This is a genomic window from Rossellomorea sp. NPDC077527 (assembly GCF_044542955.1).
GTDB lineage: Bacteria > Bacillota > Bacilli > Bacillales > Bacillaceae_B > Rossellomorea > Rossellomorea aquimaris_E.
The window spans coordinates 398,942-415,248 of sequence record NZ_JBITVL010000005.1; the positions used below are offsets into that span (position 1 = coordinate 398,942).

The window sequence follows — 16,307 nt, forward strand, 5'->3', positions numbered from 1 at the left end:
AAAACTCTCAGCCTAGAAAGGCTGAGAGTTTTTCATTTATTAATTCGGGCTCCATACGCTGCGAACGACATTCGTTTGAGAGCGATCTGGGCCTACTGAGAAGATGGAAAGAGGGATTCCTGTTAATTGGGAAACGCGCTCTAGATAGTGACGTGCGTTTTCAGGAAGATCCGTTAGCGTCTTGCATCCTGTGATGTCTTCCGTCCAGCCTGGAAGCTCTTCATACACAGGCTCACAATCAGCAAGGATGTTCAGGTTAGCAGGGAATTCTTCCATGACTTCACCTTTGTACTTGTAAGCAACGCAGATTTTCAATGTTTCGATACCAGTTAAGACATCAATGGAGTTCAATGAAAGATCCGTTAACCCGCTGACACGGCGTGCGTGGCGAACAACGACACTGTCGAACCAGCCGACTCGGCGAGGTCGTCCAGTCGTTGTACCATACTCACGGCCCACTTCACGGATCTGATCTCCGATTTCGTTCGTCAGTTCCGTTGGGAAAGGTCCGTCCCCTACACGTGTAGTGTATGCTTTTGATACTCCGACTACGTGGTTGATCTTTGTAGGGCCTACTCCAGAACCGATCGTCACTCCACCGGCTACAGGATTTGAAGATGTAACAAACGGGTATGTACCTTGATCGATATCAAGCATAACCCCTTGAGCTCCTTCGAATAGAACGCGGCGACCATTATCGATCGCATCGTTTAAGACAACGGATGTATCGACAACATAGTGCTTGATTTGTTGGCCGTACTCATAGTATTCATCAAGGATGTCTTCAATGTTGAAGCCTTCTGTTTCATAGAATTTTTCAAAAAGGCGGTTTTTCTCTTCCAGGTTACGAGCAAGCTTTTCTTCGAAAGATTGACGATCCAGAAGATCTGCAATACGGATTCCGACACGTGCTGCTTTATCCATATAAGCAGGACCGATTCCTTTTTTCGTTGTACCGATTTTGTTGGCACCTTTACGTTCTTCATCGATTTCATCCAGTTTTAAGTGGTATGGAAGAATCACATGTGCACGGTTACTGATTCTAAGGTTGTCTGTTTTCACATCGCGGTCGTGAAGATACTTCAACTCTTTCACAAGAGCTTTAGGATCAACAACCATCCCATTACCGATTACGGATGTTTTTTCGTTATAAAAAATACCTGATGGAATTAAATGTAATTTATATGTTTCACCGTCAAACTTAATGGTGTGACCCGCGTTGTTCCCACCTTGGTAACGCGCGATAACCTCTGCATGTTCAGAAAGGAAGTCAGTGATCTTTCCTTTTCCTTCGTCTCCCCATTGTGTACCTACTACTACTACTGAAGACATATTAAGCACCTCCGACGGGAATTAGTATTCCCTCTTTTATCAAACAAACTCATTTTATCAACACCGAAAGTGAAAGTCAATTAAAACACGAACGTTTTTATAGGTAATTATATTTATGTTCGTATAATATTGGACTTCCTACCCAAAAACCCTTAGTATTCCTCTGGCTCTGTTCAATTAGCGTATTCTTGATTGTCAGGGGATTCACTCCCTTTCCGCGGACGTTCGGCCAAGCCTCCTCGCTTCGCTCCGGGGTCTTGACTCGCCCGTTTTCCGCAGGAGTCTCGCAAATCCCCTGACAATCTTATAAATGAAAATTTGAACAGATCTCACTAAGCATGATCATAGTCTGAAGGTGTTTAGTAATCCATTTATAGTGATTTCAGTAAAATAACTGCCCAACTTTAGAAAATGATGCTATTTTAATGTATTTTGTATTGATAAAAGTCTTTACTTAGAAACTGATGCTTAGAAAGTTGATTGGAGCGGAAGGTGCTCGACTCCTGCGGGAAATGCGTGAAAGTTGAGACCCCGCAGGGCGAAGCCCGAGGAGGCTCAACTCACGCCCCGCGGAAAGCGAGCACCTGCAGCGGAAATCAACCGACCACTATCCTTTTTAAAATAAGATTAGGGCATGTTCAGTCAGATTATATAGCGCAATATACAATATTTTGCTAATCTAAAATAAGCATTTTGAATTTTACATACAATTTAATACTGAGGTGACGATGATATGATTAGACGATTTTTCAGTTATTACCGGCCACACCGACGGCTTTTTTATATTGATTTTGCGTGTGCGGTGTTGGTAGGTCTTTTGGAACTGGGATTTCCCATAGCTGTTTCATGGTTTATTGATTCCCTGTTGCCCGAGGGAAATTGGAGCACCATCCTGGCAGTTTCGGCTGGCCTTTTGGTTCTGTATCTGCTCAGTTCGAGCATGCAGTTCGTGGTGAACTACTGGGGGCATAAGCTCGGGATCAATATCGAGACCGATATGAGGCGGGAGCTGTTTCAGCATGTACAACGACAGTCTTTCCGCTTCTTTGACAATACGAAAACGGGTCATATCATGAGCCGGGTGACAAACGACCTGATGGATATCGGGGAGCTTGCCCACCACGGTCCTGAAGACTTGTTCATTGCGGTCATGACCTTTATCGGGGCATTTTGGATCATGCTCTCGATCAACATGGAGCTTGCGTTAGTAGCCATCATCATCGTTCCGTTTCTGGTCTGGTTGATTTCGTATTCAAATATTAAAATGAACGCTGCCTGGACAAAGATGTATGGAAACATAGCAGACGTCAACAGCCGCGTTGAAGACAGCGTGTCTGGGGCAAGGGTGGTACAATCCTTTACGAATGAATCCTTTGAAATGGAACGCTTCAACGAAAATAATCAATTCTTTCGTAAGTCCAAGTTGAAGGCTTATAACGTGATGAGCGTGAATTTATCCGGTATTTATATAACGACCCGCTTGATGACTCTGATTATTTTAGTATATGGGGCGTGGTTAAGCTTCTCCGGGGTTCTTTCGTATGGTGAACTCGTCGCCTTCATTCTTTATATCAACGTCCTGTTTAAACCAATTGACAAGATTTCTGCTTTATTGGAGCTTTATCCGAAGGGGATGGCAGGCTTTAAACGGTTCACTGAGCTTATGGACATGGAGCCGGATATTGAAAACCGCCCCCACGCAGTTGAAGTTTCCACTTTGAGAGGCGATATTGCATTTAAAGACGTCACCTTTGGATACGAATCTGAACGGCCGATTCTACAGGATTTATCCTTTACGATTCAATCAGGACAGACCGTTGCCTTTGTTGGACCTTCCGGGGCCGGAAAGACAACGATTTGCTCTTTGATTCCACGCTTCTATGATATTGAAAGAGGAGCCATCACCATAGATGGGATCGATATCCGTGAGATGACGAAGGAATCCCTTCGTTCCCAAATCGGGATCGTTCAGCAAGATGTCTTCTTATTCACGGGGACGCTCCGTGAAAATATTGCCTATGGGAAGCTTGATGCGACACAAGAGGAGATTGAGGAAGCGTCGAGGCGTGCCCATTTGACGGATCTGATAGCATCCCTGCCGAATGGATATGACACACAGATCGGGGAGAGGGGATTGAAGCTGTCAGGCGGACAAAAGCAGCGCTTGTCCATTGCACGCATGTTCCTTAAGAACCCGAGAATATTGATCCTTGATGAAGCTACCTCTGCACTGGATACAGAAACCGAAGCTATCATCCAGGAAGCACTGAATGAATTAGCAAAAGAACGAACGACCCTTGTCATCGCACACCGACTGGCAACGATCCGAAAAGCGGACCGGATATTGGTCGTCACTGAAAACGGGATTGCGGAAGACGGTACTCATGAAGAACTTCTGTCCAAAGAAGACGGTATCTTTACCCGACTCCACGCCCATCAGCACGCAACCATTCTATAACGACAAAAAAATCCAAGCCGAGTAGCTTGGATTTTTTCTGTTACGCAGGAGCGTCGTCAAAGCGCCGCTCGAGATTAACGAATTTATTATATTCTTTCACGAACGCCAAGGATACGTTTCCGACAGGACCGTTACGCTGTTTGGCAATGATGATTTCGATAATATTCTTATTCTCCGCTTCTTTGTCATAGTAATCTTCACGGTATAAGAAGGCTACGATATCCGCATCCTGCTCGATACTTCCGGATTCACGGATATCGGACATCATTGGACGCTTATCCTGACGCTGCTCCACTCCACGGGAGAGCTGGGATAAGGCAATGACGGGTACCTGCAGTTCACGGGCCAGTCCTTTCAGGGAACGGGAGATTTCAGAAACCTCCTGCTGACGGTTCTCTCCGGAGCGGCCACTTCCCTGGATCAACTGCAAGTAGTCGATGAGGATCATACCAAGGCCGTGTTCTTGGGCAAGGCGACGGCATTTGGAACGAATTTCTCCTACTTTAATACCCGGCGTATCGTCAATATAAATACCGGCATTGGAGAGGCTTCCCATGGCCATGGTCAGCTTTCTCCAGTCTTCATCTGTTAAATCACCTGTACGGAGATTCTGCGCATTGATGTTGCCTTCTGCACAGAGCATACGCATGACGAGCTGTTCTGCCCCCATCTCCAGAGAGAAAATGGCCACATTTTCTTTCGCCTTTACGGCAACGTTTTGAGCAATGTTCAAAGCAAAGGCTGTCTTACCCATGGAAGGACGTGCTCCCACAATGATCAAGTCATTTCGCTGGAAACCTGCCGTCATATGGTCAAGATCGGCGAATCCAGTTGAAATACCTGTAACATCACCTTTACGATTCGTAAGGGTTTCGATATTATCATACGTTCGCACAAGTACATCTTTAATATTATGGAATGCCCCTGCATTTTTACGCTGAGCCACTTCCATGATGTTTTTTTCCGCTTCGCTCAACAGGCTATCCACTTCATCTTCCCGGGCATAGCCATCAGAAGCAATATCTGTAGCTGTTCGAATCAACCTGCGAAGCAGGGATTTCTCTTCCACAATCTTTGCGTAGTATTCAATATTGGCAGCAGTAGGAACGGAAGCAGCAAGCTCACTCAAGTAAGCGACCCCTCCAACATCCTCAAGTTCCTTTGCTGCGGCAAGTTCCTCTGTCACCGTAATCAAATCGACGGCTTTCCCGCCGTCCCCCAGATTCAGCATGACATTGTATATCCGCTGGTGAGAATGACGATAGAAATCCTCGGGAATCAATATTTCCGATGTAGTCGTCAATGCACTGGGTTCTAAGAAAATAGCCCCTAATACCGCTTGTTCAGCCTCAATATTCTGAGGAGGAACCCGGTCCTGAAACATTTCATTCATCTATGCTCAAGCCTCCCTTACGATCTAGTGAGCGTTGCCCACAGATCCTGACTTTCATTATCTATATAAAAAAAGAATGGTATTCTACCGAAAAAATGTGATCAGGATAATATCCAGATCACATTTCATATCAAACTATATTCATTTTAACATGTTTTTCGAAAAATGAAGTTACCAAATTTCGTATATTCCAGAAGGAAGATTATTCTTCCGTTACGTGTACCTTTAATGTAGCTGACACATCCGTATGCAGTTTCACAGGAACGTTCGTGTAACCAAGGGCACGGATGGCGTCGTTCATTTCGATTTTTCGTTTATCGATTTTGATGTCATGAGCCTTTTTCAACTCATCGGCGATTTGCTTGCTCGTGATAGATCCGAACAAACGGCCGCCTTCACCAGACTTTGCTTTCATTTCGACAGTGATATCTTCCAGCGTCGTCTTCAATTTCTTTGCTTCTTCCAATTCTTCCTGAGCGATCTGTTTTTCTTTCTTCTTTTGACCCTCAAGTTGCCCCATATTAGCGTTCGTTGCTTCGACTGCCAGTCCCTTTTTCAATAAGAAGTTATGCGCATAGCCGTCCGCTACGTTCTTCACTTCGCCTTTTTTTCCTTTACCTTTTACGTCTTTCAAGAAAATGACTTTCATATCTCTTTTCTCCCTTCAAAATAATCATTTAATGCTTCTTTCAGCTGTTCTTCCGCTTCCAGGACGGATACATGCTTAATTTGAGTGGCGGCATTCGTTAAATGACCTCCACCGTTCAGGTTTTCCATGATGATCTGTACATTGACATCCCCGAGAGATCGGGCACTGATCCCGACTGTTTCAGGATCCCGCTTCGAAATGACGAAGGAAGCAATGACTTCATCCATGGTCAATAAGGTGTCTGCTGCTTGGGCAATGAGGACTGGATCATATATGACATCTTCCTCCGCTTTCGCAATCGCGACTCCTTCACGGTGGAACTTGACCGACTCTATTAAACGGGAACGCTTGATGTACGTATCGACATCTTCTTTCAAAAACTTCTGGACGAGCACCGTGTCAGCTCCCTGTGCCCGCAAATACGATGCAGCATCAAATGTTCTCGATCCCGTCCTGAGCGTAAAGCTCTTCGTATCGACAATGATCCCTGCCAGGAGGGAGGTGGCTTCCAACATCGTGATTTTCTCATGCTTCGGCTGATACTCCAGCAACTCTGTCACAAGCTCTGCCGTGGATGAAGCATAAGGTTCCATATAAACAAGGAGTGGATTTTTAATGAAATCTTCTCCGCGGCGATGATGGTCGATGACAACGACTTTATCGACTTTATTTAACAGTTTTTCTTCAATGACCAAGGAAGGCTTATGGGTATCGACCACGACGAGCAGCGTATCATCCGTTGCCATCTCAAGTGCTTCCTCAGGCGTGATAAAGCGTGGATGGAGGTCCGAGTTTGCTTTGATTTCCTTCATCAAACGTTTCACACCGTTGTCGATTTCATTAAAGTTCAGGACGACGTACCCTTCCCGTTGGTTCATCTGAGCCACTTTCCGTATCCCGATGGCCGCTCCGATGGCGTCCATATCGGGATGCTTATGACCCATGATGATGACTTTGTCACTCTCGACCATGATTTCCTTCAAGGCATGGGAAATGACTCTGGCCCGGACGCGGGTGCGTTTTTCCATCGGATTGGTTTTTCCGCCATAGAATTTAACCTTTCCATTGGTCTGTTTGATGGCTACCTGATCCCCACCCCGACCCAAGGCAAGGTCCAGACTTGATTGGGCGAGTGTCCCGAGTTCAGGCAGGGAAGAAACCCCTGTCCCGACACCGATACTTAAAGTGAGGGGAACATTCTGCTTTGAAGTTGTATCCCTTACATCATCCAGGATGCCGAACTTTTCTTTCTCCAGCACCTGAAGGATCTTCTCGTTTATGACGGCGATAAAGCGCTCCGAAGATACCCTCTTCAGAAACACACCGTATTCTTTTGCCCACTTATTCAGAATGGATGTCACGAGGCTGTTCAGGCTGCTTCTCGTCTGGTCATCCATCCCCTGGGTCAATTCATCATAATTATCCAGAAAGATGATTCCAATATTTGTGCGTTCATCATGATATTGCTTTTCAATTTCCTTCTGTTCTGTGACATCGAAGAAATAGAGCAATTTTTCTTTGAGCTTCAATACGACGTGATACTTTCTCTCATTAATCGTCACAATTTCAGAATCGACTTCCTGCTTGATTAATGGGACAAGTGATTCCGCCACATCGTATAACGATCTTCCAACGACTGTATCTTCATTGAAACATGAGGCCAGAAAAGGATTTGTCCATTCTATGTAATATTCATCATTGATCAACATGATCCCAATCGGCATCTCCATAAGAGCTTCTTCCCCTACCCGCTTTACGCGATAAGATAGAGTGGAGATATATTCCTCTGTTTCGTCATGAGACCTTCTCTCGAAATAAAATGCGAGAAAATACACGATTCCAAAGACAATCAACCCTATTAACGAAATGATCCATTGGTAAAAGGCCACCGATATTAACAATAGAGCTGTTAATATAGCTAGTCCGTACAACGGGTAGCGGATCATTCGCTTATTAAAATAAGATGGCATGATTTCAGCTCCTGGAACTTAAATTTCTATGACTTGCGTTGTAGGCGTTGTCTTAGATCAAACCCTAAGTCAATTATACCTAAAATTCGCACGAGATAAAGAAGAGGAATCGAAATGATTGTCAATAATACCAAAATCCCTTTGGACCACCCTTTGACATGGGCAAAGAAATAGAGGAATGACAGCCCTTGAACCGCCATTAATGTCTGAAGAACATACAAGACATTGATCAGTGCAGTATAAGCATACGTTCCTTTCTCCGGTTGCAGGATCATGGAAAGCACCAGGGTAAGTAAATAATACCAAAGAATGCTCTTGGGAAGCTTCCAATCCCTGAATGGTTTGAATACCGGAACCTCTCTTCCCAGACGCTTCATTATCGGAAAGTTGATCACAATAAATAGCAATGCCAGAACGACGGAGATGCCAACGAACAACGTGGGAATTAACGTTTGAACAAGATCAATCGAACGTTCCAGACTATCGATCAGCTTCTTATCCGGTTCCTGACCAAGCGTCTCAAAGATAGAAGAATATGCAGCCTTTGATTCCTTTAGGCTATCTTCAATCATATTAACGCCAAAAAATTGAATTGAAACGACGAATCCAATCACAATATTCAATACCAGTGTAAGACTCGCAGCAAAAAAGAGTCTCATTTTATCCACTTTAGCCTTCACACACCAACCAATGACCACTCCGGTTGTAGCGACCATAAAGGCAACCGGCAGTGCGACCAAGCCACCGAACAGAAATGAGAGTCCAAGTGATCCAATCAATACGTAGATAGAGTTCCATAACGAGTATTTGGAACTGAATAAAATAAGGGGAAGGGGCAGCACAAAAAATGCTAGGGTCCCAATGAACGGAACATATAAACTCAATAACATTAACACAGTAAAGATGGCGAGCATAAGCGCACCTTCAGTCAACACACGGGGATTCCTCACTCAAAACGCTCCTTACGATAAAATAAACAACATACAATAGCACTATCATATCAATTTTAGAGATAGATTTCATCTTATGGGGGCTTGGAATACGTAACAAGACTAGTTGATTCAAGTTTGAATGAAACTTTCGACAAACTTCTGTCACTTCCCATTAAACTTGTCCCAAAGTATGAAACCACCACATCATGACAAAAAAAGAGGGAAACCCTCTCAACATGCAACATTTCTTCATCTACTCTAGTATGCACTCACTCTAAAAAGGTGTATACGTAGTAGATAAAGAATGGCTATGTGTCAGGGCCACCCTCTAACGCAGATTATGAAATTTTAAACCGTTCAATCGATGCTTGAAGCTCCTGGCTTAAGTCCGTCAGACGCTCAGCCGCTTCTGTAACGGATTGGACAGCCCTTACCTGTTCTTCTGTCGAAGCACTCATTTCCTCGCAGGAAGCCGCTGTTTGTTCAGCTGTAGCCGCCATCATTTGGATCACGTTGACCACTTCATCCTTTTCAAGGTTGATTTGGCCCACTTCGTTGTACATATTCTCAATCTCACGCTGCATGGTTTTCATTAATTGTGAGGTTTGATCGAACACAGTGTTCGTTTTTTGAATCACATCGTTTTGGACCTCGAATGTTTCTTTCGTCTTGACCATTTCATCCACCGCCTGGTGAGACCCTTGCTGGATTTCAACAATTGTACGTTTTACCTCTTCGGTTGCTTTAACAGATTGATCTGCAAGCTTGCGCACTTCTTCAGCCACTACAGCGAACCCTTTGCCGTGTTCTCCGGCCCGTGCAGCTTCTATGCTGGCATTCAGAGCAAGGAGATTGGTCTGAGAAGAGATTTCCGTTATCGTGCCCATCACTGACTCAATCGTTTTTACTTTTGCTTCCAGGCTAAGGATGACATTTTCCATGGAAGAAATGTACTCACTGGAAGAATGATAGGCATTTTTTAATTCTTTTACCTGATTCATTCCGGACTGGTTCATATCATCTGCTTTACCTGCCAGCTCAGACATGGCTTTGGACTTTTCATAAACCCCATCAATTCTTCTTCCAAGGTGCTCGGTTTGAAGATGCGCTCGATCAGAGTCGGCAGCTGACTGGGAAGCACCGCTGGCAATTTCATTCACTGCCCTTGCCATCTCTTCACTTGAGGCATTCGTCTCCTCCGACACTGCACTCAATCCTTCGGCAGATTCCCTAACATTATAAATGGAACCCTGAACGACCTTGATCGTATCTTTCATATTCATGATCATCTTATTTAAATCCAGCGCCAATAATCCCGTTTCATCTTTCGTCTTTATGGTAGATTGAATGGATAAATCACCGGACGAAACGTTCGTGACCGTCTTTTGCAGTTCCTTAATCGGTTTTGTCATCATATTCGCTATGATGACTACCAATATCAGCATGATGACCAGTGCAATAAGCGCTGTAATCAGAAGTAGACGTTCAATGTCTTTCGAAGATTGGATAAGATCCTCCATATTATAAGCGGATCCCACTTTCCAATTCGTCTTTGGCACCGTAGTGTATACTAATACTTTCTTATCGCCTTCCAATTCATAACGGATTGTGTCGGAATCTTTTTCTGATTTCAGCATTTTACTGATGAAAGGGAATGTAGATAGATTCTCGCCGCGCTTGGTTGGATGGACGATGGCTGTACCGTCAAGACCGATTAAGAACGGGTAACCATTATATCCGATCTCCATCTTGGATACTCTATCGGTCAGTTTCGACAAGTTGATATCAACACCAAGTACACCGACCACTTTGTTCTCAGAGACTATGGCCCTTGAAGCCGTAATGATGTATTCCTCCGTTGCCGTGTCTACATATGGTTCACTCCATACAACGCCCGCCCTTGCTTCTGCAGCATTTTTATACCAATCCCTGCTGGTTGGATCAAAGTCGCTCGGTAACGAGACAGAAGGGACGATTTTTAACTTCTTATTCGGTGAAGCGAAGTAGATGGAGGTAGCTTCTTCATATAAACTTAGATAATTGTCAAAGTCGGACTGAATATTTGCATACAGCTCCGTATCATCTGCACCCTTTTCGGTTTGCATCTGTGCTTTGGCGTAATCCTTCAAAGAGTTGGAAATCGAATATTGATCGATACTCTTTTCGTACTGCCCGAGGAACAACTGTACGGAATTGTTAAGCTCTCCTACAATCCCTTGAGTCTGACTGATGACTTCATCTTCCGTTTTCATTCTCGTCTGCCAGCTGGTGATGGAAATGATGGCAGCCAATGAAACCATAAATAAAATGGAAATGATGACGATAAGCTTCATTCTAATCGATGATAAGATAAATCTTTTTTTACGCTCTTTTTTGTTTTTGATTTTCTTCACCTGATTTCCCCCTTTTCCTACAAAAAACATCTATGTACACACTTAATCATCGACATTTTTCTTCAATTCTTTATAGGTTGGAGGAAATTCGCAGGGTTTTAGACATAATAAAAAGCAGCAGAGACAAGTCTCTGCTGCTTGGACCGATGATCTTATTCACCAGTAACATATGGAAGTAATGCCATTGTACGAGCGCGTTTGATCGCACGAGTCAACTTACGTTGGTACTTAGCGTTAGTTCCAGTTACACGACGTGGAAGGATCTTTCCACGCTCAGATACGAATTTCTTAAGAAGATCAACATCTTTGAAATCGATATGTGTAATTCCGTTTGCTGTGAAGTAGCACACCTTACGACGTCTACGTCCACCTCTACGTCCTCCTGCCATTTGTTTCGCCTCCTATCTTGTTAGGTTTTGTTATCGTTCGTTTAGAATGGAAGATCATCATCGGAAATGTCGATCGGCTGACCGTCATTCGCGAATGGATCTTCATCTACACGTGTATAGTTGTTGTTATTGTTGTTGCGCTGTTGATTCTGATTCTGACTATACGGATTTCCTTGGTCACGTTGACCTCCACCCGAATAGCCCGGACTTCCTCCACGATCGCCTTGGTTCGCACTACGCGGTTCTAAGAACTGAACGCTTTCTGCTACGACTTCCGTCATAAACACACGACGTCCATCCTGTCCTTCGAAATTACGAGTTTGAATACGACCGTCAACGCCAGCTAAGCTGCCTTTTTTAAGAAAGTTTGCTACATTCTCTGCAGGGCGACGCCATACAACGCAGTTAATAAAATCTGCTTCCCGTTCTCCTGATTGATTCGTAAAACTACGATTGACAGCCAGTGTGAACGAAGCAACAGCCACTCCACTTGGAGTATATTTTAATTCAGGGTCTTTGGTTAAACGCCCTACTAATACAACTCGGTTCATCATCAGAATCAACCCCTTCCTTCTAGTTTACTGTTTCACGTGAAACAGCTGTAGAAGTGTATATCTTAAAAAACGTTCGGATTATTCTTCTTCTTTAACAACGATATGACGGATAATATCATCGCTGATTTTAGCTAAACGATCGAATTCGTTAACTGCATCAGAAGTAGCGTTCATCTTAACTAGTTGATAGAAACCATCGCGAAAATCGTTGATTTCATACGCTAAACGACGTTTACCCCAATCTTTTGACTCGATGATTTCCGCACCGTTAGTTGATAGAACGTTATCGAAACGCTCAACTACTGCCTTCTTTGACTCATCGTCAATGTTTGGGCGGACAATGTACATAACTTCGTACTTTCTCATCTGAATGTCACCTCCTCGTGGTCTATGCGGTCCTTTCTTTACGAAAGAACAAGGAGCAATGCGTTCATTACTCACGAAATAAAATTATAGCATAGGATATCTATTATTGCAATAAGACGTAAAAAAAAGACTAGAATCTGATTCTAGTCTTTTTTAGAGTAAACTTTGCTGCTTATAACAAAGCGAGTGCTGGTTGATTTCCACTCCAGGTGCTCGCTTTCCGCGGGGCGTGAGTTGAGCCTCCTCGGGCTTTGCCCTGCGGGGTCTCAACTTTCCCGCATTTCCCGCAGGAGTCGAGCACCTTCCGTTCCAATCAACTGATAAGTGTGAGAGGAGTACCGTTTAAACTCTCATCTATTCTCGTTATTACTCATCTACAGCCCAACCATCCTCTTTCAGCAGTCAACACTATTTTATCTACACTAAAATAGTGACATTACAAAAGGAAGTTTTAGATAAACTTACACATTAAAACGGAAGTGAATGATATCTCCGTCTTTGACGAGATATTCTTTTCCTTCGAGACGAACTTTACCTGCTTCACGGGCTGCACCCATTGTTCCGGCTGCTACCAGGTCTTCGTAAGATACCGTTTCTGCACGGATGAATCCGCGTTCGAAGTCGGTGTGGATGACTCCTGCGCATTGAGGAGCTTTCATTCCTTCACGGAATGTCCAGGCGCGAACCTCTTGGACACCTGCTGTGAAGTAAGTAGCAAGTCCTAATAGAGAGTAAGTAGCGCGGATCAGCTGATCCAGACCAGATTCTTCGATTCCTAATTCCTGCAGGAACATCGCCTTTTCTTCATCATCAAGCTCGGCGATCTCAGATTCGATTTTGGCACAGACGACAATCACTTCAGCGTTGTCTTCTTTTGCAAATTCGCGTACTTTCTGAACATATTCGTTGTCAGAAGGATCCGCGATTTCGTCTTCACTTACGTTCGCCACATATAATACAGGCTTGGAAGTCAGAAGGTGAAGCTGTTTCACGAGCTTCATCTGTTCATCGGAGAACTCCACTGTACGGGCAGGCTGCTCGGCTTCCAACGCTTCTTTGATTTTCACAAGGATATCATATTCAAATACAGCTTCCTTGTCTTTTTGCTTCGCCATTTTCTGAACTCTGGCGATGCGCTTATCAACAGTCTCAAGATCAGCCAGGATCAATTCCAGATTGATGACTTCGATATCAGCAATCGGATCAACTTTACCGGACACGTGTGTGATGTTGTCATCCGCGAAACAACGGACAACCTGACAGATTGCATCCACTTGACGGATATGGGATAGGAATTTATTCCCTAATCCTTCTCCTTTACTTGCACCTTTTACAATTCCGGCAATATCGGTGAATTCAAAAGCCGTCGGTACGGTCTTCTTCGGATCTACTAACTCTGTTAGTTTATCTAAACGGTGATCGGGAACCTCTACGATTCCTACGTTTGGATCAATGGTACAGAAAGGGTAGTTGGCAGATTCCGCACCTGCTTTTGTAATTGCGTTAAATAGAGTGGACTTTCCTACGTTAGGTAGTCCAACAATACCAGCTGTTAATGCCATTTGGGTCACTCCTCATCATTATTCTTATCTATTAAAAATCCTGTAAGATCAAAAAACATATAAACGGTCGAACCTTTCACAATTATAGAGATAATAGAGACAAAAGACAAGTGAAGCTTATGGGGCAAGACAGGAAATACGGCACAAAAAAAGCACTCAATCATTTGAAAACGACTGAATGCTCTCAGAAGACGCTATTTCCACCGGAAGATGGATTAGGCCAAAAGAATTATGGGTAAAAAAGAAATACTTATTCTTCTTCACCGCTAGAAATGACTTTTTTCATTTTTTTCGCAAAATCTTTTCTGGGGATCATGACACTGTGCCCGCACCCTACACATTTGATGCGAATATCCATCCCCATACGGATCACTTTCCAGCGGTTTGTACCACATGGATGAGGCTTTTTCATTTCGACAATATCATTTAAAGAGAATGTCTTTGGCTCCACTACCTATTCCTCCTCATTCGCTTTCAAGTCTTCTTTGTTTCTCTTCCTGGGGATGAATCTCTTCTTCATCCTTGCGTGAATACATCACCATACGAGGGAATGGAATCTCAATACCATGAGCATCCAGGCAAAGTTTCACTTCTTTCCTGATCATCCTCGCCATATACCAATGTCTCATCGGAACCGTTTCAGCGACGATCCGGATGACGACATCGGATGCTCCAAGGGTCTGAACCCCCAACAGCTCAGGTGGATTCACTAGATCTTCATATTTTTGCGGCAGGGAAAGGAGAAGCTCCTCCATTACTTTTTCTGCTTCTTCAATATTCTCCTCATAGGCAATACTGACATCTACGACAGCAATACTGTTATGGACGGAGAAATTGGTTACTTCCGTAATGTTCCCATTAGGGAAGATATGAAGTTCCCCTGTCCAACTTTTGATCTTTGTCGTACGAAGACCGATTTCTTCTACATTTCCCTCTGCAGAACCAATGCGAACATAGTCGCCGACTGAAAATTGATCTTCGAAAATAATAAAGAAGCCGGTGATGATATCACGGACCAGGTTCTGCGCTCCAAAACCGACGGCTAGACCGACAATCCCTGCACCGGCGATAAGCCCTTTCACATCAATGTCCAGAGTCGACAAAATCGTCATTAAACTGATGAAATAAATCACATAAGTCAATACATTCTCTAATAGTTTGGATAATGTTGCTTCCCGACGTTCAGTGAACTTAAGCGGGGAACGTGAACGTACTTTGAATACGTTTCGGATAGCTGATCTCCCCACCCTTAGCGCAAGGTATGTAATCGCCATGATCGCAATAATTTTCAAAGCACCTGTACCCAGGGCAAGCCACATTTCATTATCTATAAGTTTTTTTGCTGCGTCACTATCTTTAATATTCTTAAGGGTTTCATCTACAGCATCTTTGGTATTCGCACTCATTTACCGAACCTCCACTTATCATTCAATAAGAAGTATTCCTTATTTTATCAACTTTCCCTCTCCTTGTGTAGATATAACCTCATAATAGATAGTTTGTAGGGAAATTTTTATTTTCTGAAAAATCGGACCATCTTATGTATGAAAAAAAGAAATCGTCCGTATACTGATAGTACTATAAAATCCGACTGTGATTTAAGGGGCCGGCGACACAACGTCATCCATCCTCTATAACACATGCAAAGGAGTGGAAGCGATGAATCTGAAAAAAGGATTATTTGAACGAAGATCTGAACCTTTTAGAGTCCTTCATCAGGAAGAGCGCGCGGCACAGGATCTTTCCGTTCAATTGTCGTCGATGCTTCCCACTTATTATCGTACAAGGCCCATCGTGTTTGTCTGTATCGGCACTGACCGCTCGACAGGGGATTCATTAGGTCCATTGGTCGGTACATTGGTAGAGGAACGGGATATTAAGCCGTTCCATGTATACGGGACATTGGATGATCCGATACACGCCGTGAACCTAGAAGAGAAGCTCAAGGAAATTGCAGCTGAACATACCAACCCCTTTATCATTGGAGTAGATGCCTGTCTCGGACGTTTAAAGAGTGTAGGGGCCATTCAGTTGAGCGAGGGTCCTTTGAAACCGGGTGCCGGAGTCAATAAAGAATTACCCGAGGTCGGCGAGATTCATCTGACCGGGATTGTGAACGTCAGCGGATTCATGGAATTCTTTGTTCTACAAAATACGCGTTTGAATCTTGTTATGAAAATGGCCAAGACGATCGCTGAAGCAATTGTGCTCGCAGGTGATTCAGTGGAACGGAGAAATGCCGTAAGCATTGAAAAATGGCGGGGAGAACTACAGAAATAAAGAAAGGAGATGACGCATTTCGTCATCTC

The 16,307-nt window shown here is 43.8% G+C and carries 14 protein-coding genes; 2 read left to right on the plus strand and 12 right to left on the minus strand.

Annotated features, from left to right (window positions below; translation table 11 throughout):
* Positions 1 to 39: 39 nt before the first annotated feature.
* Entirely contained in the window at positions 40 to 1,332 is a 1,293-nt protein-coding gene (locus ACIGG7_RS18910; protein ID WP_397550654.1) for an adenylosuccinate synthase, read from the minus strand.
* A gap of 733 nt (positions 1,333 to 2,065) precedes the next feature.
* Here ACIGG7_RS18910 and ACIGG7_RS18915 point away from each other — a divergent pair.
* Entirely contained in the window at positions 2,066 to 3,790 is a 1,725-nt protein-coding gene (locus ACIGG7_RS18915) for an ABC transporter ATP-binding protein (protein ID WP_397550655.1), read from the plus strand.
* Positions 3,791 to 3,830: 40 nt separating this feature from the next.
* On the opposite strand, the gene dnaB is transcribed toward ACIGG7_RS18915, so the two are convergent.
* From dnaB to ACIGG7_RS18970, 11 genes are all read right to left on the minus strand, one after another.
* Complete coding sequence (dnaB, locus tag ACIGG7_RS18920) at positions 3,831 to 5,183, minus strand: replicative DNA helicase (RefSeq protein WP_034764791.1); 1,353 nt, start codon at positions 5,181 to 5,183, stop codon at positions 3,831 to 3,833.
* A 202-nt stretch (positions 5,184 to 5,385) separates the two neighbouring features.
* The gene (gene rplI, locus ACIGG7_RS18925) at positions 5,386 to 5,832 is read right to left on the minus strand and encodes a 50S ribosomal protein L9 (RefSeq protein ID WP_224944406.1); all 447 of its coding nucleotides are present in this window, start codon (positions 5,830 to 5,832) and stop codon (positions 5,386 to 5,388) included.
* Positions 5,829 to 7,802: a DHH family phosphoesterase gene (locus tag ACIGG7_RS18930; protein ID WP_224944408.1), complete on the minus strand. Its 1,974-nt coding sequence runs from the start codon at positions 7,800 to 7,802 to the stop codon at positions 5,829 to 5,831. The genes rplI and ACIGG7_RS18930 overlap by 4 nt, the downstream gene beginning before the upstream one ends.
* 26 nt (positions 7,803 to 7,828) lie before the next feature.
* Complete coding sequence (locus ACIGG7_RS18935; RefSeq protein WP_397550656.1) at positions 7,829 to 8,752, minus strand: YybS family protein; 924 nt, start codon at positions 8,750 to 8,752, stop codon at positions 7,829 to 7,831.
* Positions 8,753 to 9,072: 320 nt separating this feature from the next.
* The gene (locus ACIGG7_RS18940) at positions 9,073 to 11,127 is read right to left on the minus strand and encodes a methyl-accepting chemotaxis protein (protein ID WP_397550657.1); all 2,055 of its coding nucleotides are present in this window, start codon (positions 11,125 to 11,127) and stop codon (positions 9,073 to 9,075) included.
* Positions 11,128 to 11,279: 152 nt separating this feature from the next.
* The gene (rpsR, locus tag ACIGG7_RS18945; protein ID WP_034764780.1) at positions 11,280 to 11,516 is read right to left on the minus strand and encodes a 30S ribosomal protein S18; all 237 of its coding nucleotides are present in this window, start codon (positions 11,514 to 11,516) and stop codon (positions 11,280 to 11,282) included.
* A 41-nt stretch (positions 11,517 to 11,557) separates the two neighbouring features.
* The gene (gene ssb / locus ACIGG7_RS18950) at positions 11,558 to 12,070 is read right to left on the minus strand and encodes a single-stranded DNA-binding protein (protein ID WP_044340263.1); all 513 of its coding nucleotides are present in this window, start codon (positions 12,068 to 12,070) and stop codon (positions 11,558 to 11,560) included.
* A 78-nt stretch (positions 12,071 to 12,148) separates the two neighbouring features.
* On the minus strand, positions 12,149 to 12,436 hold the full coding sequence (gene rpsF, locus ACIGG7_RS18955; RefSeq protein WP_224944413.1) for a 30S ribosomal protein S6: 288 nt from the start codon (positions 12,434 to 12,436) through the stop codon (positions 12,149 to 12,151).
* 461 nt (positions 12,437 to 12,897) lie between these two features.
* Positions 12,898 to 13,998, minus strand: coding sequence for a redox-regulated ATPase YchF (gene ychF / locus ACIGG7_RS18960; protein WP_224944416.1), 1,101 nt, complete (start codon positions 13,996 to 13,998; stop codon positions 12,898 to 12,900).
* A gap of 250 nt (positions 13,999 to 14,248) precedes the next feature.
* Positions 14,249 to 14,449, minus strand: coding sequence for a DUF951 domain-containing protein (locus tag ACIGG7_RS18965; protein WP_224944419.1), 201 nt, complete (start codon positions 14,447 to 14,449; stop codon positions 14,249 to 14,251).
* Between the two features lie 13 nt (positions 14,450 to 14,462).
* A complete protein-coding gene (locus ACIGG7_RS18970; protein WP_397550672.1) occupies positions 14,463 to 15,317 on the minus strand; it encodes a mechanosensitive ion channel family protein in 855 nt (284 codons plus the stop codon).
* Between the two features lie 340 nt (positions 15,318 to 15,657).
* Here ACIGG7_RS18970 and yyaC point away from each other — a divergent pair, with 340 nt between their 5' ends.
* Positions 15,658 to 16,278: a spore protease YyaC gene (gene yyaC, locus ACIGG7_RS18975; protein WP_397550658.1), complete on the plus strand. Its 621-nt coding sequence runs from the start codon at positions 15,658 to 15,660 to the stop codon at positions 16,276 to 16,278.
* Positions 16,279 to 16,307: the final 29 nt, after the last annotated feature.

Bases quoted from the DNA above. Each gene is read 5' to 3' on its own strand.
- ACIGG7_RS18910 (WP_397550654.1), bottom strand. From the start codon at position 1,332: ATGTCTTCAGTAGTAGTAGTAGGTACACAATGGGGAGACGAAGGAAAA.
- ACIGG7_RS18915 (WP_397550655.1), top strand. From the start codon at position 2,066: ATGATTAGACGATTTTTCAGTTATTACCGGCCACACCGACGGCTTTTT.
- dnaB (WP_034764791.1), bottom strand. From the start codon at position 5,183: ATGAATGAAATGTTTCAGGACCGGGTTCCTCCTCAGAATATTGAGGCT.
- rplI (WP_224944406.1), bottom strand. From the start codon at position 5,832: ATGAAAGTCATTTTCTTGAAAGACGTAAAAGGTAAAGGAAAAAAAGGC.
- ACIGG7_RS18930 (WP_224944408.1), bottom strand. From the start codon at position 7,802: ATGCCATCTTATTTTAATAAGCGAATGATCCGCTACCCGTTGTACGGA.
- rpsR (WP_034764780.1), bottom strand. From the start codon at position 11,516: ATGGCAGGAGGACGTAGAGGTGGACGTAGACGTCGTAAGGTGTGCTAC.
- ssb (WP_044340263.1), bottom strand. From the start codon at position 12,070: ATGATGAACCGAGTTGTATTAGTAGGGCGTTTAACCAAAGACCCTGAA.
- rpsF (WP_224944413.1), bottom strand. From the start codon at position 12,436: ATGAGAAAGTACGAAGTTATGTACATTGTCCGCCCAAACATTGACGAT.
- ychF (WP_224944416.1), bottom strand. From the start codon at position 13,998: ATGGCATTAACAGCTGGTATTGTTGGACTACCTAACGTAGGAAAGTCC.
- ACIGG7_RS18970 (WP_397550672.1), bottom strand. From the start codon at position 15,317: ATGTGGCTTGCCCTGGGTACAGGTGCTTTGAAAATTATTGCGATCATG.
- yyaC (WP_397550658.1), top strand. From the start codon at position 15,658: ATGAATCTGAAAAAAGGATTATTTGAACGAAGATCTGAACCTTTTAGA.